This window comes from Paraburkholderia sp. A1BS-2L (assembly GCF_051125205.1).
Classification (GTDB): Bacteria; Pseudomonadota; Gammaproteobacteria; order Burkholderiales; family Burkholderiaceae; genus Paraburkholderia.
This window is the reverse complement of the sequence record NZ_CP120428.1, coordinates 2,073,737-2,091,245: the sequence shown is the minus strand read 5'-3', so window position 1 is coordinate 2,091,245 and position 17,509 is coordinate 2,073,737. Positions and strand designations below refer to the sequence as shown.

Annotated in this window: 14 protein-coding genes and 1 tRNA gene; 5 read left to right on the top strand and 10 right to left on the bottom strand. The window is 63.9% G+C overall.

The genetic code is table 11. The annotated features are described in order from the left end of the window. Positions 1 to 7: 7 nt before the first annotated feature. From bfr to P5W98_RS09400, 4 genes are all read right to left on the bottom strand, one after another. Positions 8 to 487, bottom strand: coding sequence for a bacterioferritin (gene bfr, locus P5W98_RS09415; protein WP_421024306.1), 480 nt, complete (start codon positions 485 to 487; stop codon positions 8 to 10). A gap of 213 nt (positions 488 to 700) precedes the next feature. Next, on the bottom strand, positions 701 to 2,224 hold the full coding sequence (locus P5W98_RS09410; RefSeq protein ID WP_421024305.1) for a fumarate hydratase: 1,524 nt from the start codon (positions 2,222 to 2,224) through the stop codon (positions 701 to 703). A 74-nt stretch (positions 2,225 to 2,298) separates the two neighbouring features. Next, positions 2,299 to 2,916, bottom strand: a complete 618-nt coding sequence (locus tag P5W98_RS09405) for a TIGR00645 family protein (protein WP_421024304.1) — start codon at positions 2,914 to 2,916, stop codon at positions 2,299 to 2,301. A gap of 123 nt (positions 2,917 to 3,039) precedes the next feature. Further along, positions 3,040 to 3,957, bottom strand: a complete 918-nt coding sequence (locus P5W98_RS09400) for a DMT family transporter (RefSeq protein WP_421024303.1) — start codon at positions 3,955 to 3,957, stop codon at positions 3,040 to 3,042. A 319-nt stretch (positions 3,958 to 4,276) separates the two neighbouring features. Between P5W98_RS09400 and acs the strand changes: the two genes are divergently transcribed. The 3 genes from acs (at position 4,277) to P5W98_RS09385 (ending at position 8,743) form a co-directional block, all read left to right on the top strand. Further along, the gene (gene acs / locus P5W98_RS09395; RefSeq protein WP_434718054.1) at positions 4,277 to 6,259 is read left to right on the top strand and encodes an acetate--CoA ligase; all 1,983 of its coding nucleotides are present in this window, start codon (positions 4,277 to 4,279) and stop codon (positions 6,257 to 6,259) included. Positions 6,260 to 6,362: 103 nt separating this feature from the next. Continuing rightward, a complete protein-coding gene (locus P5W98_RS09390; RefSeq protein WP_421024301.1) occupies positions 6,363 to 6,728 on the top strand; it encodes a DUF4212 domain-containing protein in 366 nt (121 codons plus the stop codon). Continuing rightward, entirely contained in the window at positions 6,725 to 8,743 is a 2,019-nt protein-coding gene (locus P5W98_RS09385) for a sodium:solute symporter family protein (RefSeq protein ID WP_421024300.1), read from the top strand. The genes P5W98_RS09390 and P5W98_RS09385 overlap by 4 nt, the downstream gene beginning before the upstream one ends. Positions 8,744 to 8,841: 98 nt before the next feature. Here P5W98_RS09385 and P5W98_RS09380 read toward each other — a convergent pair. Both P5W98_RS09380 and P5W98_RS09375 read right to left on the bottom strand, forming a co-directional pair. After that, a tRNA-Ser gene (locus P5W98_RS09380) sits at positions 8,842 to 8,932 on the bottom strand. 75 nt (positions 8,933 to 9,007) lie between these two features. Then, the gene (locus P5W98_RS09375; protein ID WP_421024299.1) at positions 9,008 to 9,424 is read right to left on the bottom strand and encodes an HIT family protein; all 417 of its coding nucleotides are present in this window, start codon (positions 9,422 to 9,424) and stop codon (positions 9,008 to 9,010) included. A 266-nt stretch (positions 9,425 to 9,690) separates the two neighbouring features. Here P5W98_RS09375 and cfa point away from each other — a divergent pair, with 266 nt between their 5' ends. Further along, entirely contained in the window at positions 9,691 to 10,929 is a 1,239-nt protein-coding gene (gene cfa, locus P5W98_RS09370) for a cyclopropane fatty acyl phospholipid synthase (protein WP_421024298.1), read from the top strand. An 11-nt stretch (positions 10,930 to 10,940) separates the two neighbouring features. Here cfa and crcB read toward each other — a convergent pair whose 3' ends face one another. The 4 genes from crcB to P5W98_RS09350 form a co-directional block, all read right to left on the bottom strand. Continuing rightward, positions 10,941 to 11,321, bottom strand: coding sequence for a fluoride efflux transporter CrcB (gene crcB / locus P5W98_RS09365; protein ID WP_421024297.1), 381 nt, complete (start codon positions 11,319 to 11,321; stop codon positions 10,941 to 10,943). A gap of 178 nt (positions 11,322 to 11,499) precedes the next feature. Next, positions 11,500 to 12,978, bottom strand: a complete 1,479-nt coding sequence (gene styD, locus P5W98_RS09360; protein WP_421024296.1) for a phenylacetaldehyde dehydrogenase StyD — start codon at positions 12,976 to 12,978, stop codon at positions 11,500 to 11,502. A gap of 33 nt (positions 12,979 to 13,011) precedes the next feature. Beyond that, positions 13,012 to 14,076, bottom strand: a complete 1,065-nt coding sequence (locus P5W98_RS09355; protein WP_421073809.1) for a hypothetical protein — start codon at positions 14,074 to 14,076, stop codon at positions 13,012 to 13,014. 31 nt (positions 14,077 to 14,107) lie between these two features. Continuing rightward, entirely contained in the window at positions 14,108 to 16,093 is a 1,986-nt protein-coding gene (locus P5W98_RS09350; RefSeq protein WP_421024294.1) for a primary-amine oxidase, read from the bottom strand. 239 nt (positions 16,094 to 16,332) lie between these two features. On the opposite strand from P5W98_RS09350, the gene P5W98_RS09345 reads away from it, so the two are divergent. After that, positions 16,333 to 17,334, top strand: a complete 1,002-nt coding sequence (locus tag P5W98_RS09345) for an AraC family transcriptional regulator (RefSeq protein ID WP_421024293.1) — start codon at positions 16,333 to 16,335, stop codon at positions 17,332 to 17,334. Positions 17,335 to 17,509: the final 175 nt, after the last annotated feature.

Here is a 17,509-nt window from a genome sequence, read left to right as displayed (position 1 = left end):
TGAGTGATCAGGATTGCGCGGAACCCATCGCCGATTGCTGATAGTTCTGGATGCCGACCTTGTCGATGAGATCGAGCTGGGTTTCGAGCCAGTCGATGTGTTCTTCAGTGTCGTTGAGGATCGTCACGAAAATCTCGCGCGAGACGAAGTCGCGCACCGATTCGCAGTAGGCGATGGCTTCCTTGCAGGTGGTCTGAGAAATCTGCTCGAGCTTCAGATCGCATTCGAGGACTTCCTTGGTTTCCTCGCCGATCAGCAGCTTGTGCAGGTCTTGCAGATTGGGCAGGCCGTCGAGCATGAAAACGCGCTCGATGAGCAGGTCGGCATGCTTCATTTCGCCGATCGACTCGTCGTACTCGTGCTTGCCGAGCTTTTCGAGGCCCCAGTGCTTGTACATGCGCGCATGCAGGAAATACTGATTGATGGCGGTCAGCTCGTTCTTGAGCTGCGCGTTCAGGTATTCGATGACTTTTTTATCGCCTTGCATGATGTTCCGTCCTTTTTGGGGCGTGCGGTTTTCAACCACGGGGTTTAGCCACGGGAGTCAAACGCGGGTTTCCAACAATAAACGCTCGATCCGCAAAAGCCAAGGCCGAATCCGCATGGAAATCGGGCGTGAATCAGACCGTTTCACGTCGATCAATAAAAAACCGGGGCGCCAGGCCCCGGTTTTTTTTGCATCGGCTGAATCAGCCGTGCATCAAGCCGTCGCGACCGGAATCTTGCCGATCTTCGCTTGCCATTCGGCGGGGCCGGTCTTGTGGACCGAGGTTCCCGACGAGTCCACCGCGACCGTCACCGGCATGTCCTGCACGTCGAATTCGTAGATGGCTTCCATGCCGAGGTCTTCGAACGCGAGGACCTTCGAGCCGCGGATCGCCTTCGAAACGAGGTACGCCGCGCCGCCCACGGCCATCAGGTACGCGGCCTTGTGCTTCTTGATCGCCTCGATCGCCACGGGGCCGCGCTCGGCCTTGCCCACCATCGAGATGAGGCCCGTTTGCGAGAGCATCAGCTCGGTGAACTTGTCCATGCGGGTGGCGGTGGTGGGGCCTGCCGGGCCAACCACTTCGTCGCGCACCGGATCGACCGGGCCCACGTAGTAGATCACGCGGTTCTTGAAGTCCACCGGCAGCTTCTCGCCCTTGGCGAGCATGTCGGCGATGCGCTTGTGCGCCGCGTCGCGGCCCGTGAGCATCTTGCCCGAGAGCAGCAGCGTCTGGCCCGGCTTCCACGAAGCCACTTCTTCGGGCGTGAGCGTGTTCAGATCGACGCGCTTGCTGGTTTCCGTGTTCGGCTCCCAGTTGACCTTCGGCCAGGCGTCGAGCGAGGGCGCTTCGAGCTTCGCGGGACCCGAGCCGTCGAGCACGAAGTGCGCGTGACGCGTGGCGGCGCAGTTCGGGATCATCGCAACGGGCTTCGAAGCCGCGTGCGTGGGCGCTGCGTGAATCTTCACGTCGAGCACGGTGGCGAGACCGCCCAGACCCTGCGCGCCGATGCCGAGCGCGTTGACCTTCTCGTGCAGTTCGACGCGCAGCTCTTCGACCCAGTCCTTCGGGCCGCGCTTGATGATGTCCTGAATGTCGATGGACTCCATCAACGATTCCTTCGCCATCAGCATCGCTTTTTCAGCGGTGCCGCCGATGCCGATGCCGAGCATGCCCGGCGGGCACCAGCCCGCGCCCATCGTCGGCACGGTCTTGAGCACCCAGTCGACGATCGAGTCGGACGGGTTCAGCATCACGAACTTCGACTTGTTCTCCGAGCCGCCGCCCTTGGCCGCAACCTGCACGTCGACCTTGTCGCCCGGCACGATCTCGTAGTGGATCACGGCAGGCGTGTTGTCCTTCGTGTTCTTGCGGCCGCCTTCGGGCGGCGAAACGATCGAGGCGCGCAGCACGTTGTCCGGGTTGAGGTAACCGCGGCGCACGCCTTCGTTGATCATGTCGGTCACGCCCATCGTGGCGCCGTCCCAGCGCACATCCATGCCGACCTTCACGAAGATCGTGACGATGCCGGTGTCCTGGCAGATCGGGCGCTTACCTTCAGCGCACATGCGGCTGTTCGTGAGGATCTGCGCGATCGCGTCCTTCGCGGCCGGGCTCTGTTCGAGCTCGTACGCGCGGCCGAGCGCCTCGATGTAATCCTGCGGATGGTAGTAGCTGATGTATTGCAGCGAATCCGCAATGCTCTGGATCAGGTCTTCCTGTTTGATGACGGTCATGGCTGGCTTCTGTGGGGACAGTGGGGTTTCGAATCGTGTAAATCGTGCAAGCGTGGATGCGGCGCGCCGGGTGGCTATTCCGACGTTGCGGCCTCGCGCACCACGGTGCCTTGCGGCGCCGGATGGCGCGCGGCGAGGTCGTGATAGTGCTCGGGGTGCGTATGCGTGGTGATGCGGTCGATCCACGCCATCACGAGCGCGGAGAGCAGGAAGGCGATGTGAATCGCCACTTGCCAGATCACCGTGCGCTCGGACACCGCATCGGGATTGATGAAGGTTTTCAGCAGATGTATCGACGAAATGCTGATGAGCGCCATCGCGAGCTTCACCTTGAGCACGCCGGCGTTCACGTGGTCGAGCCATTCGGGCTCGTCGGGATGGCCTTCGAGGCCCATGCGCGAAACGAAGGTTTCGTAGCCGCCCACGATCACCATGATCAGCAGGTTCGAGATCATCACCACGTCGATCAGGCCGAGCACGGCGAGCATGATGCTGGTCTCGTCGAGCGACATGGCATGGCTCACGAGGTGCCAGACTTCCTTCACGAACAGCACGCAATAGACGGTTTGTCCGACGATCAGCCCGAGATAGAGCGGCACCTGGAGCCAGCGGCTCATGAAGATGATGCTGGGCAGCAGGCCCATGCGGCGGGGACGAGCGGCGGAAGGCGGCTGATGGCGTGCAGCGGACATGGATGTTTCTGGAGTGGCGAAAATCGGGCGCAAACCTGTGGCCGGGAGGGCCGGGCGGGCGTCATTGTAACGCGTCGGCGCGCCGCTTCGCCGCGATGCCGGCAGGTCGTCCTTACAGAATAATTACGACGCCACGGGCGGCGGCCGGCGGATCTTGAGGCTCGCGAGCGCGATGCCGCCGATCACGCAGGCCAGCGCGATGCCGTGCGCGGGCGTGGGCCGCTCGCCGAGAAAGGCGATGCCGTATAGCGCCGCGGCTACCGGCAGCACAGCGGAAAACACGCCCGCGACGCTGCCCGGCACGTGGCGGATGCCCATCATCCAGAGGCAGAACGAGAACACGCTGGCCGAGAGCCCATACCAGATCACGAGGGCCCAGACGCTCGCGGGCACGCTTGCATGAGCGCTCGACATGACGAACGACACCATGCCCGGCAGCCCGACCGGCAGCATCAGCAAGAAGCCGAACAGGTGGGTGTAGGCGCAGATTTCGAGCGGAGCGAGCGTTTGCGTGAGGCGGCGCGAAAGGATCACGTAGAACGATTCGCAGCACACCGCGCCCAGCACCATCAGGTTGCCCGCGAAGTTGTCATCGAACGATCCGGCGTTTTGCGCGCCGCTGCCCGCATGCGCGAGATTGATGACGGCAATGCCCGCGATGGCGAGCGCAATCGAAGCGAACGCCCGTGCGTCGGGTCGCTCGCGCAGGAACAGCCACGAGAACAGCGCGACCACCGCAGGGATCGTGCTGGTGATGACACCGGCGGCAACCGCGCTCGTGCGATGCACGCCGCCGAGCATCAACAGCGTAAACCCGAATGTACCGAAGAGGGCCTGAAGGAACAGATTGAGCCATTCGCCGCGCTTCACGCGCCGCATGCGCGCGACGCGCAGCAGGGGCCAGAGCACCGCGAGCGCGATGACGAAGCGCAGCAGCGCGAACATCGGAACAGGCAGAAACGCAACGATTGTTTTGCCGATGCCGACATTGCTGCCCACCAGCAGCATCGCGGCGACGAGGAAAAAGGAATAGCGGTTCAAGCTGGAATCCGGGCACACAGATCAGTTAGCATTCTAAATGTCCGCTTAACTTTTACTGACTGTCATCGCGCGGCGGTGCGCGTAAGTAGCGGGTAAGTTGCCATGTTTAACCTTGCGTGCGTGAGTTCGCGCGCGGACTCATGCAACGCGAGGCGTGCCGGGAAGCCCGGCCGCGGGAATGAAAAATGCCACATTCACGCCGGTGCATCAGAACATCGGAGCCATGGCGTGGCGGCGCAAGGAGACGGCGCGCGGCAGGTATCGAAGATCCTGCGCGCGTCCACGAGTTTGACGTTTCATCTTCACCAAGGGGTTGTCGATGTCTGCGATTGAATCGGTTCTTCAGGAACATCGCGTGTTTGCGCCGTCCGCGCAAACGGTGGCGGACGCTACGGTGTCCGGCATGGACGCATACAAGGCTTTGTGCGCCGAAGCCGAACGCGATTACGAGGGTTTCTGGGCGCGTCTCGCGCGCGAAACGCTGACGTGGCAAAAGCCCTTCACGAAGGTGCTCGACGAGTCGAAGGCGCCGTTCTACACCTGGTTCGAGGACGGCGAGCTCAACGCCTCGTACAACAGCCTCGACCGCCACGTGGAAGCGGGCAACGGCGAGCGCGTCGCGATCATCTTCGAAGCCGACGACGGCACCGTCACCAACGTGACCTACCAGGACCTGCTCTCGCGCGTCTCGCGCTTCGCCAACGCCTTGAAAAAACGCGGCGTGAAGCAGGGCGACCGCGTGGTCATCTACATGCCGATGTCGGTTGAAGGCGTGGTGGCGATGCAGGCCTGCGCACGCATCGGCGCGACGCACTCGGTGGTGTTCGGCGGCTTCTCGTCGAAGTCGCTCAACGAACGCATGGTGGACGTGGGCGCGGTCGCGCTCATCACCGCCGACGAGCAGATGCGCGGCGGCAAGGCGCTGCCGCTGAAGAACATCGCCGACGAAGCCATCGCCATGGGCGGCTGCGAAGCCGTGAAAAGCGTGATCGTCTACAGGCGCACGGGCGGCAAGGTCGGCTGGACCGAAGGCCGCGACCACTGGATGCACGAACTCTCGCAAGTCGAGAGCGAGACCTGCCCGCCGGTGCCGGTGAGCGCCGAGCATCCGCTCTTCATCCTCTATACGTCGGGCTCGACCGGCAAGCCCAAGGGCGTGCAGCACAGCACCGGCGGCTATCTGCTGTGGGCCGCGCAAACGATGAAGTGGACCTTCGATCACAAGCCCTCGGACGTGTTCTGGTGCACGGCCGACATCGGCTGGGTCACGGGCCACAGCTATATCGCCTACGGGCCGCTCACGATCGGCGCGACGCAGGTCATGTTCGAGGGCATCCCCACGTACCCGAACGCGGGCCGCTTCTGGGAGATGATCCAGAAGCACAAGGTCACGGTGTTCTATACCGCGCCCACGGCCATCCGCTCGCTCATCAAGTCCGCGGAAGCCGATGCGAAGGTGCATCCGAAGAGCTATGACCTCACATCGCTGCGCATCCTCGGCACGGTGGGCGAGCCGATCAACCCCGAAGCATGGATGTGGTACTACGAGAACGTGGGCGGCAAGCGCTGCCCGATCGTCGACACGTGGTGGCAGACCGAAACCGGCGGCCACATGATCACGCCGCTGCCGGGCGCGACGCCGCTCGTGCCGGGCTCGTGCACGCTGCCGCTGCCGGGCATCATGGCGGCGATCGTCGACGAAACGGGCCAGGACGTGCCCAACGGGCAGGGCGGCATTCTCGTGGTGAAGCGCCCGTGGCCCGCGATGATCCGCAACGTGTGGGGGCAGCCTGAGCGCTACAGGTCGGGCTACTTCCCCGAGGAACTCGGCGGCAAGCTGTACCTCGCGGGCGACGGCAGCGTGCGCGACAAGGAAACCGGCTACTTCACGATCATGGGCCGCATCGACGACGTGCTGAACGTCTCGGGCCACCGCCTGGGCACGATGGAGATCGAGTCGGCGCTGGTGGCGAACCCGCTGGTGGCCGAAGCCGCCGTGGTGGGGCGCCCCGACGACACGACCGGCGAAGCCGTGGTGGCGTTCGTGGTGCTCAAGGCCGCGCGCCCGCACGGCGACGATGCGGTGAAGCTCGCCGCAGAACTGCGCGCGTGGGTGGGCAAGGAGATCGGGCCGATCGCGAAACCGAAGGACATCCGCTTCGGCGAGAACCTGCCGAAGACGCGCTCGGGCAAGATCATGCGGCGCCTCTTGCGCTCGCTCGCGAAGGGCGAGGCGATCACCCAGGACGTCTCCACGCTGGAAAACCCGGCGATTCTCGATCAGCTTGGCGAGGCGCTTTGAGCGTTGCTTGATTGACGGATCGGGTGCTAATGCACTCGATCCGATCCCGGCAAGGCCGGATGTCCCCGATTGCCGGCCACGCGCGTTTTTGCTACACAAGCGCATGGCCGCGTCAGATACTCCTCCAAAAAACAACCTCAACGCCTTGCCCGAGCCGCCGCCGGTGAGCGAGGCGATGGCGCTCGCGCATCGGCGCTACTGGCGCTTGAACCTCGTGCTGATCGTTGTGCTCATGAGCATCGGCTTTGCGGTGTCGTTCGTCGTGCCGCTGTTCGCGCGCGCGCTCGACAGCGTGCGCTTCGCGGGCTTCAGCCTGCCGTTTTATATCGGCGCGCAAGGGGCGATCCTCGTTTATATCGGGCTCGTGGCGCTCTACATCGTGCTGATGCAGCGCGCCGACCGCGAACTGCAGGCCGCGCGTGAAGCCGATGCGGCCATTCGCGAGGCCAGTCAGGCGCAGCAACGATGAGGCTCGCGCACCGGCTGATCCGCTCCTACGCGCTCTATATGCTCGGCTTTCTCGGCTTCATCTTCGTGATGTGGCGCATCGAGCTTGCCACCGGCCCCGGCATGTGGATCGGCTACGTGTTCCTGTTCGTGCCGATTGCGGTCTACGCCGTCATCGGGCTGCTCTCGCGCACCTCGGATCTCGTCGAGTACTACGTCGCGGGACGCCGCGTGCCATCGTTCTTCAACGGCATGGCGACGGCCGCGGACTGGCTCTCGGCAGCCTCGTTCATCGGCCTCGCGGGCTCGCTCTACGCAAGCGGCTACGACGGCCTCGCTTACCTGATGGGGTGGACGGGCGGCTACTGCCTCGTCGCATTCCTGCTCGCGCCCTACGTGCGCAAGCTCGCGCGCTATACCATCGCGGACTTCCTCGGCACGCGCTTCTCCAGCAACCTCGTGCGCGCGCTCGCCGTGCTGGCCACCATCATCTGCTCGTTCGTCTATCTCGTCGCGCAGATCCAGGGCGTGGGGCTGATCGCGGTGCGCTTCATCGGCGTCGACTTCGCCATTGGCATCTTTTGCGGGCTCGCCGGCATTCTCGTGTGCTCATTTCTGGGCGGCATGCGCGCGGTCACGTGGACCCAGGTGGCGCAATACATCATCCTGATCGCGGCGATGCTGATCCCGGTTTCGTTGATCGCGCATCGAAATGGCCTGGGCTGGCTGCCGCAATTCGATTACGGCAAGGTAATGCAGCGCGTGGAGACGCTCGAGCGGGAAGTGCGCGACACCAGCGCGGAGACCAACGTGCGCGACGAGTACGCGCATCGAGCCGCGCTCTGGCAATCGCGGCTCGATGCGCTGCCGCAGTCGTACACGGAAGAGAGGACGCGCCTCGTCGATGCGCTCGCGAACATGCGCCGCCACAATGGCCCGCTGCGCGAGATCGATTCGCTCGAGCGCGAAATCGAGCGTTTCCCGCGCGACCCCGAAGCCGCACGCGTGGCGTGGACGCAGCAGCGCGATGACCTGCTCGCGCGCGCCGCGCCCCCCGTGCCGATGCATGAACCGTTTCCCGCCGATAGCGACGAAGCGCGGCGCATTCACGAACGCAATTTTCTGTCGCTGCTGCTGTGCCTATCGCTCGGCACGGCGAGCCTGCCTCACATTCTTACGCGCTACAACACGACGACATCGGTGGCGTCGGCGCGGCGCTCGGTGGGATGGACGCTGTTCTTCGTCGCGCTGTTCTATTTGACGGTGCCGGTGCTGGCGGTGCTCATCAAGTTCGAGATCCTTTCGCACCTCACGGGGCTGCATTTCGCCGATTTGCCGCATTGGGTGATGCAATGGCGGCGCATGGAGCCGACCATGATCGGCATTGCCGATATCAACGGCGACGGCATCGTGCATTGGAGCGATATTCAGATGCAGCCGGATATGGTGGTGCTGGCCGCGCCGGAGATTGCGGGGCTGCCGTATGTGATGTCGGGGCTCGTGGCCTCGGGCGCGCTCGCGGCGGCGCTTTCCACGGCGGATGGGCTGCTGCTCACGATCTCGAACGTGCTCTCGCACGATGTGTACTACCACATGGTGGACCCGAATGCGTCGAGCCAGCGGCGCGTGACCATGTCGAAGATTCTGCTGCTGGGCGTGGCCTTGTTTGCTTCGTGGGTGGCTTCGCTCAATGCGGGAAATATTCTATTTCTGGTGGGGGCGGCGTTTTCGCTGGCGGCGTCGAGCCTGTTTCCGGTGCTCGTGCTGGGCGTGTTCTGGAAGCGCACGACACGGCTGGGCGCGGTGGCGGGGATGGTGGCGGGGCTGGCGGTGTGCGTCTATTACATTGTCTCGACGTATCCGTTTTTTACGCAGATCACGGGGTTCGAGGGGGCGCGCTGGTTTGGGATCGAGCCGATTAGCTCGGGGGTGTTTGGGGTGCCGGCGGGGTTTCTGGCGACCATCATCGTGAGTTTGGTTGATAAGAAGCCGGATGAGTATTCGATCGCGCTGGTGGATTATATTCGGCATCCCTAACCCGCTTCATAGCCGCACGCTTCGATAGCGGATTCCTGGGTTGAAAAGCAAAAAACCCCATAAGTCGTTGACTTTACGGGGTTTTTGCCAAATCATTCTGGCGGAGAGAGGGGGATTCGAACCCCCGATAGGCTATTAACCTATACACGCTTTCCAGGCGTGCGACTTAAACCGCTCATCCATCTCTCCGGCGGGAGTCGGATTATAGCAGAGTCTGGGCGTTGCGGGGGAGGCTCTCTGCAAACTTCGCGCCACCCAGTCACCTCACAGCGCAGCGCGAATCCGCTCCGCCGTTACTTCAAGCTGAGCCTTGTCCGCCATATCGCGCGCATGCAGTCGCAGTTCCTCCCCCCGGCGGCGCGGAATGAGGTGAAAGTGCACGTGCGGCACAGTCTGACCCGCCGCCGCGCCGTTGAACTGGGCGATCATCAGCCCGTCCGGCGCGAGCGACTTGCGCACGGCCGCGGCCACTTTCTGCACCATCGCCATCGAGGCGGCCACCGCTTCGGGCGAGAGCTCGTAAATCTCCTCGGCCGGCTCCTTCGGCAGCACCAGCACGTGGCCCTCGGATTGCGGCATCACATCCATGATCGCGAGCGCCGCGTCGCTCTCGCACAGCTTGATGGAGGGGATTTCGCCGCGCAGGAGTTTCGCGAAGATGTTGTTGTCGTCGTAAGCCATGGGTTCCTCGGTAGTGTCTCGGGCGCGGCGCTTGCGTGCCGCAGCGTCGATTATCGCCCACGCCAGGCCGTCCGTCGGAGTTACTGCAGATTTTTTGAAGTGGGTGCATCATTAGAGGTATCGCAGCGTGCGCGACGAAGAAAAATGTCTTGAAAGCACCCTCTTGCATGGGATCGGAGTCAGGAGCTCTGCATGGGACCGGAGGCATTGCCAAAGCAATTCCGGTCGATAGCCAAAGCGCCAACTCCGGTTTACACGGAGAACGTATGGCAACGACTGATCTCGAAGCAGCTCAACCCGCTCAATCTAGCCAATCCACCCGGCCGGCCCAGCCTGTCCAGCCCGCGCAGCACGCCGTGCCGCCGCAGCCCGTCCGTGAAGTCACCGCGTCGGGGGCCTCCCGGTTCGCCGCCGAACTGCTTGCGCGCGCCGACATCAGGCTCAACGGCACGCGCCCGTGGGACATGCGTATCCACAATCCGCAGGTGCTGGAGCGCGTGGTCGCGCTCGGCAACCTCGGCTTGGGCGAGGCGTACATGGACGATCAGTGGGATTGCGATCGGCTCGACGAATTCTTCGCGCACGTGCTGCGTGCGCATCTGGACGAACAGATCGATCCCGCCCGGCTGGTTTTCCACGCGCTCAAGGCGCGCCTCATGAACCGCCAGACGGTGCGCCGCGCGTGGAAGGTGGGGCAGCAGCACTACGATATCGGCAACGCGTTTTATGAGGCCATGCTCGACAAGCGCATGACCTACACCTGCGGCTACTGGTCGGGCGGCGCGAGGACGCTGGACGAAGCGCAGGAAGCCAAGCTCGATTTGATTTGCAGAAAGCTCGGGCTCGAGCCGGGCATGCGTCTGCTCGACATCGGCTGCGGCTGGGGCAGCCTCATGAAGTTTGCCGCCGAACGTTACGGTGTGTCCTGCGTGGGTGTCACGATCTCGAAGGAGCAGGCCGCGCTGGGCGCCGAGCGCTGCGAAGGCCTGCCCGTGGAATTCCGTCTGCAGGACTATCGTCTGCTCGACGAAAAATTCGATCGCATCGCGAGCGTGGGCATGTTCGAGCACGTCGGGCCCAAGAATTACCGCACCTATATGGAAGTGGCGCATCGCTGCCTCGTCGACGACGGCATCGTCTTGCTGCACACGATCGGCAAGAACCGCCGCGACACCACGCCCGATCCGTGGGTCGACAAATACATTTTCCCCAACGGCGAACTGCCCACCATCGGCCAGATCGCGGATGCCTCGGGCGGGCTTTTCGTCGTCGAGGATCTGCACAATTTCGGCGCCGATTACGACCGCACGCTGATGGCGTGGCATGCGAACTTCGAGGCTGCGTGGCCGCGTTTCGCGCCCGAAATGGGGCACCGTTTTTACCGCATGTGGCGCTACTATCTGCTGTCGTGCGCGGGCGCGTTTCGCGCGCGTGACATTCAGCTCTGGCAGTACGTGTTTTCGAAGCACGGCCTGCTGGGCGGGTATCGCCGGCCGCAAGCCTGATTCATGCCGCGCTAGCGCATCACCGCGGTGACCGTCGCGATGCCGAGTATCGTCATCAGCACGGACGCGCACACGTGAATCGCGATTTCGCCCGCGGCCCAGCCGAGGCGGCCATGCTGCAGATGCGCGACCACTTCGGCGGAGAAACTCGAGAACGTCGACAGCCCGCCCATGCAGCCGGTGATGACGAACAGGCGCCACTGCGGCGAGACATCAGGCAGGCGCGCGAACACGGCCAGCGACACGCCGATGATGTAGCCCGCGAGGATGTTGGATGCGAGCGTGCCGAGCGGCAGCGTGGGGAAAGCAGCGTTCAGGCGCAGGCTGAGCACCCAGCGCAGCAGCGAGCCGAGCGCGCCGCCAAGGCCGACGGCGAGAATCGAGAGATACATGGTGTGGAGTCGTTGTAGGCGCAAGGGGCGTCGACACTGGATGGCCAGTTGGCCGGTCGTTGCCTGCTGCGGGACGCGATATTGTCGCGCCTTCGACTCCGGAGTTTAGCACCGCGATAGCGCAAGGCGCGCCCGGTTCGGCTCGCCCGCACGGTGTTGCTGGTGCGGGCGTTGCACGTCAATACGCGATGCAGACCGACTTCGTCTCGGTGTAGGCATCGATGATGGCGCGGCCGTGCTCGCGACCGATGCCCGAGGCCTTGAAGCCGCCGAAGGGCAGCGCCGGATCCACCATGTTGTGCGTGTTGACCCAGACGGTGCCGGCCTGCACCGCATCCACCACGCGCAGCGCGCGATCGAGCTGGTTGGTCCACACGCTCGCGCCGAGTCCATATTCGGAGGCGTTGGCGGCAGCGATGGCTTCTTCCACGTCGTCGTAAGGCATTGCTACGAGCACCGGGCCGAACACTTCTTCGCGCACCACTGTGAGCGGCTGGTTGGCGGCGTTCGCAATCACGGTGGGCTCGATGAAGTAGCCTGCACGATTGCCGTTGCCGCCGCCTGCCACGATCTCTGCGCCTTCCGCGCGGCCTTGCGCGATCATGCCGGCCACCTTGTCGCGATGGCGCGAGGAGACGAGCGGCCCCATCTGGGTGGCGGCGTCGAAGCCCGAGCCGAGCACGGTGTTGCGCGCCACTTGCGCGACGCCTTCGACGATTTCCTCGAAGCGCGCGCGCGGCACATAGAGGCGCGAGCCGGCGGTGCAGACCTGGCCGTGGTTGAAGAAGATCGCGCCCGCAGCGCCTTCGACGGCGCGTTGCAGGTCGCAGTCGTCGAGCACGATCACCGGGCTCTTGCCGCCCAGCTCCAGCGAGACGCGCTTGAGATCGTTCGCGCACTGCTTGCCGATGATGCGGCCCACTTCGGTGGAGCCCGTAAAGGTGACTTTGTCCACGCCCGCATGACGCACGAGCGCCGCGCCCGCTGTCTCGCCCCGGCCGGTGACGACGTTGAACACGCCCGCCGGAAAGCCTGCTTCGTGCGCGAGTTCGGCCAGGCGGATCGCCGTGAGCGGCGTTTCCTCGGCGGGCTTGAGCACGACGGTGCAGCCGCAGGCGAGCGCGGGCGCGATTTTCCACACGGCCATCAGCAGAGGGAAATTCCACGGAACGATGGCGGCGACCACGCCCGCCGGCACGCGCCGCGTGGAGGCGTTGTAGCGCACGCCGGGCGGGAAGGCGAGCGAAAGGTCGACGGTGCTGCCTTCGATCTTGGTGGCCCAGCCCGCCATATAACGCAGCCATTGCACGCTGCCGCCCACTTCGAGCATCTTCGAGAAGCCGAGCAGTTTGCCCTGGTTGAGCGTTTCCAGCGCGGCGAGTTCGTCGCCGTTGCGTTCGACGAGGTCGGCGAGCTTCAGGAGCAGGCGCTCGCGCTCGGAGGGCGGCAGGCGGCGCCACGGGCCGGCCTCGAAGGCGCGGCGCGCGGCGGTGACGGCCGCGTCGATGTCGGCATCGGCGGCGTCCGGCACCTGGGCGATTTCAGCGCCTGTGGCCGGATTGAAAACGGCGAACGTGCGGCTGTCGCCGCCGGCGCAAAAGCGGCCGTCGACGAACATCTGCGTGCGGATCGTGTGCGTGAAGTCCTGGCGGTCCATGGGGTTTCCTCGATTGGGTCCTGTGCTTGGGTGTCAACGAATGTCGATTCCGCCGCCCGATGAAAGGGCGTGCGCTGCGGAACGGGATGAGTACTGCGTGGTCGAGTACTGCGTGTGCAAGTACAGCTGTGCGGAATCCGGCGCGTGAACGTGAGGCCTGCGCCTTTGGCGGCGCGCCGCGAGTGTGCATGCGCACACGAGGTTGAGTGTGGCGCCCGCGAGAAAGAGCGTGTGGAAGCCGGGGCCGAAACCCCAGGAAGTCGTGGCCAACGCAGCGCCCGCGAGCATGCCCGCGTGGTGCGCAAAGCCGGGGCAGCCGGCCTGTGACGCGTGGCCGATGCGCAGGAGCGTCGGTAGCGTGAGCGCGTCGAGCACGGTGAACGCTGGCGCGGCGAATACGGCCCACGGTGCGAGCGTATCGAGCGTGAGCGCGGCAAGCAACGCGCCGCGCAGCGCGAAGAGCGCCAGCAATGCGTAAAGGTGGTCGATACTTTCCGCAAGCAGGCCCAGGCCCGCCGCAGCGCCAAGCGAAACGGCCAACTGCGCGAGCGAGAAAGGTCCGCTGCCGCACACGGCGAAGAGCTGGAAGCGCGCGAGCACGCCGCTGGAAAGCCCAGCCAGCAGTGCGGGCACGAGCAGGGCAGCGCTGCCTTGCAGCGCCGCAGTGAACTCTCGTTGTACGAGTTGACACGCAGTCCTATGAATTTGCCGGCGAGGCATGACAGATTCCGTGCGACGCGTCGGCAAGCTCGACCATGCCGCCGCAAACATCACGGGACCCGCCAAAGCAAGCGCGACTGGCATGCCGATCGGCAAAAAGCCTGTGCGTCCCCGCACGGCCGCTGCCGCCAGCGTCGCCATGACGAGGATGAGCGAGGTGGCCACCGGCACGGTGGCCCGCGAGACGAAGCAACGCGTGAGTGCCGCAGGTAGCAATACCATGGCAAAGAGCGCCGCAGCGCCGCCCGCGAATGCGGCAGCATGCGGGCCAATTTGCATCGCACCCAGCATGACGCTCGCCGCGAGCGCCGAGGCGCCGCCCGTCACTGCGCACCAAATCCAGGCGGCGGCGAGGGCATCCCGAATCTTCGGCGTCACGGAGCGGCGCGCGCGCGGCATCATCGCGAACTTACTGCTTGCCGTGACAGCACGACGGCGCGGCGCCCGCATCGGGTGCGCCGTCCTGCACGCTATGCGGGTCGCGCCCGCCCGGCAGATCCATCGCCTGATTGCCGTGGAAGAAGTTGTTCGGCTTGAGCATGAAGCCGGCGTACTCCACGGGCATGACCGGGAAGTCCTCGGGCTTGCATACATGCGTGTGGCCGAAACTGTGCCACAGCACGATGTCTTCGTTTTCCACGTTGCGGTTCGCTTCGATATAGCGCGGCAGGCCGTCGCCGCCCGCATGCTGATTGGGGTAATCGCCGCTCGCGTAGCGTTGCGTCGTGTCGTATGGCGTGACCCAGACATGACGCGTGGCGAAGCCGCCGCGCTGGCGCACCTTCGAGTTCGGGTCGGCGAGCATCAGCGGAGAATCGTTGATGATGAGCTTGTACCCAGGATTCGCGCCCACGCGGTTTTTCACGTTTGGATTCACGACTTTCCAGAAGCGTCCGGTTTGGCCGTTGGCGTTGCGCGCGGCTTCCTGCTCGGTCTTGAGCACGCGCTTCGTGGTATCGAAGACGTTGCCGTAGGGGTTCTGCGCACCCATCGGACGCGGCACGAACTCGTGCTCGGTCACGGAATTCTTCTCGCCGTCCACCATCATGTGCAGACGCGCGTTGAAAAAATGCTGGTGCGTCGGGCCTCCGAGGTTCTCGGTGACCATGCCGCCCCACGGATACGTGTCGCCATCCGCGACAGCCGAGGTCTGAATGATGCCCGTGAGCTTGCATTCGAGCTGGATCGTGCCGTCTTGATAGAAGTACCAGTAGAAGCCGTAGTCGTAATTGCCCACCGTCGCAAAGAACGAAATCACGAGACGGCGCGAGCGGCGCATCTCGAACACGCCGGTGCGGAATTCGTAGTGTTTCCAGAGCGTGCCGTAATCCTCTTCGTGCAGGCATACCGCGTTTTTCATCGTGAAGCTGTTGCCGAAGTCGTCGGCGGACGGAATGTCGAAGTAGCGGATCGTGCCAAGGCAGTCACAACCGAGCTCGAGCTGGTTCGCCAGTTTGCCGAGGCCATACTCGCCCGCATCGAAGGCGCTTTTCCAGTAGTGGTTCGTGGTGGGATCGGAGTAGGGCACGCACATTTCCGTCACGCTCGCGCGGTAGACAATGGGGCGCGGCACGCTCTTGCCGTCGTCCCAGGCAATCTGGTGCAGCACCAGGCCTTCGCGCGGCGTGAAGCCCACGCGGAACGTCCAGTTTTGCCAACTGACCTGCCAGCCGTCGATCGCAAAGCTGGGTCCTTCGGGTTGGCTGATCGAAAGCGGTTTGACGGTGTCGCGAGGCTTGCCGATGCTTGGCGTGTCGTAGTTGTGCTTCGCGCGCGGGATTGGAATGATGCGGCCGTCGTCCACGAGCTCGATCACTTTCTGCTCGAGCAGGTCCACCACGGCCACTACGCCTTCGATCGGGTGCGCGTAGCCGTTGTCGGTGACGTTTTCGCGGTAGTAGCTCACGCAGCGCACGAGACGGCGGCCACCTTCGTTCGGGCGATCGAAGGCGCCTGCCGAGAACGGATCGACCTGCACGCGCGCGAGATCGTCTTCTGTGAGGCCGCGCCTCTTGACGGCCTCGCGCCACGCGAGGTCTTCCTTCACGATGCGCTCGGCGTTCATGAAATCTTCGATCATCACGGGCGGCTGGCCGAACGGCGCGTGGTGCAGTGCGAGCGCCTTGCGCGATTCCACTTTCTTTTCGCGCAGATCGACCACCAGTTCCAGTGTCTGGTTGCGCGTGCGATCGATGGCGATCGTGAACGCACGGCGCGAATAGTAGCTGCCGGGCCGGTACGCGAGCACTTCGGCCTTGGGCGGCTCTTGCAACTCGGTGACGGGAAAGCGCGCGTGTTCGTCGAGCTGTTCGGCGGCCTTCACAATGTCACAGGCGAGCTGCATTTCGATAAGGCTCAGCGGATCGAGCGGATGCGAGTTCGAAGTCGTGTTCATAAGCATTTCGTAAGAATGGCGTTGGACCGTAACAGCGCGGGAAGCGCGGCGGGCAGGCCCCGTTTTTTGGGGGGCGGAAGGCATTGCCGCAATGGCGATGTCGTGACGTCATCGTAGAAACGCCATATTTTTTTCGCGCTTGCAAACCGCGCCAAAGGGACGATAGAGTGCGCCAAAGACAGAGCGAACAAACCCGGGTGCGTACGCTTATGCGCATCATTGGGTGAACGGAGAGAGACATGAAATCAGGGCCTGTCAGCAACGGGTATCCGATGATTCGCGGCGCTGTGATGGGTCCGATCGTGCGCGCGCTCGATGCAGCAGGCGCCGACTGCGATGCATTGCTGGCCGAGTTCGGCCTGAGCCGCAGGCAACTTTCGGACCCTTATGAAATCCTGCCGCTCGGGCGTTATGTCGGTGCCTTCGAGCGTGCAGCGCAAGTGCTCGATGAACCGTGGCTCGGCCTGCGTCTTGGCAACGAATTGCAGCTCACCGAACTTGGACCCGCCGGGCTCGTGTTCATGTCGTCGCCCACGCTGGGCGCGGCCATCCGCAAGTTCACGGATGCACTCGGTTCATGGCAGAGCGGTACCTTCGTCGATCTGGTGCGCGATAACGCATGGCCCATGTGGAGCTATCGCATTGCGCAGGCCCAGATCTGGCCGCGCCGCCAGGACGCCGAATACAGCGTAAGCGCGATGTGCCACATGATTCGTCTCGTGCGCGGCGCGACGTGGGCGCCGGTCGAGATCCATTTCGAGCATGCCGCGCCCGCGGATCTCAAACCCTATATGCGTATTTTCCGCGTGCCGGTGCGTTTCCAGCAGCCAGCGAGTGGTGTGGTGATGCATCCGCACGATCTCGACGCGCCGCTCAAGAGCGCCGACATGCAACTGGCGCGCATGATGGAGCGCCACGCGACCGATCTTATTTCGCGCGATACGGTGCCGCACGATCTCGTCGATCAGGTACGAGATCTGGTCACGCGGCGGCTCGCACGCGAAAAACTCGTGGTTGCCGATATTGCGCGGGATCTCGGGCTGTCGAACCGTTCGCTGCAGCGCCATCTGAACGAGGCGGGCACTTCCGTGCGCGAGATCATTCGCGAGGAGCGCCAGCGCAGCGTGGCAGTGCTGCGCGAGCAGGAGGGCATGACCAACGCCGCCGTTGCGCGCGCGGTGGGCTATGCCGATGCCACAGTGCTATGGCGCGCGACGCGTAACTGGGGGCGGTCGGAGTAGGCCGGTTTGCATGGATAAAGACGCTTCGATTTGAAAATGTAATGTTGCTGATTGTTTTCGGAAAGAAATGTGCTTGAAGAAAGTCTGTGAAAATTGATTCGTCATCCATATCAATTGCTTCATCGGCAGCCAACCCCCGATCAGGGTGCGATTGAGCGGCAAACACGTTAGGTAA

Excerpts from the sequence above, each read along its gene's own strand:
- P5W98_RS09385 (WP_421024300.1), top strand. The coding sequence starts at position 6,725 with ATGAGGCTCGCGCACCGGCTGATCCGCTCCTACGCGCTCTATATGCTC.
- P5W98_RS09375 (WP_421024299.1), bottom strand. The coding sequence starts at position 9,424 with ATGGCTTACGACGACAACAACATCTTCGCGAAACTCCTGCGCGGCGAA.
- P5W98_RS09410 (WP_421024305.1), bottom strand. The coding sequence starts at position 2,224 with ATGACCGTCATCAAACAGGAAGACCTGATCCAGAGCATTGCGGATTCG.
- acs (WP_434718054.1), top strand. The coding sequence starts at position 4,277 with ATGTCTGCGATTGAATCGGTTCTTCAGGAACATCGCGTGTTTGCGCCG.
- bfr (WP_421024306.1), bottom strand. The coding sequence starts at position 487 with ATGCAAGGCGATAAAAAAGTCATCGAATACCTGAACGCGCAGCTCAAG.
- styD (WP_421024296.1), bottom strand. The coding sequence starts at position 12,978 with ATGGACCGCCAGGACTTCACGCACACGATCCGCACGCAGATGTTCGTC.
- P5W98_RS09345 (WP_421024293.1), top strand. The coding sequence starts at position 16,333 with ATGAAATCAGGGCCTGTCAGCAACGGGTATCCGATGATTCGCGGCGCT.
- P5W98_RS09350 (WP_421024294.1), bottom strand. The coding sequence starts at position 16,093 with ATGAACACGACTTCGAACTCGCATCCGCTCGATCCGCTGAGCCTTATC.
- cfa (WP_421024298.1), top strand. The coding sequence starts at position 9,691 with ATGGCAACGACTGATCTCGAAGCAGCTCAACCCGCTCAATCTAGCCAA.
- P5W98_RS09405 (WP_421024304.1), bottom strand. The coding sequence starts at position 2,916 with ATGTCCGCTGCACGCCATCAGCCGCCTTCCGCCGCTCGTCCCCGCCGC.
- P5W98_RS09390 (WP_421024301.1), top strand. The coding sequence starts at position 6,363 with ATGGCCGCGTCAGATACTCCTCCAAAAAACAACCTCAACGCCTTGCCC.
- crcB (WP_421024297.1), bottom strand. The coding sequence starts at position 11,321 with ATGTATCTCTCGATTCTCGCCGTCGGCCTTGGCGGCGCGCTCGGCTCG.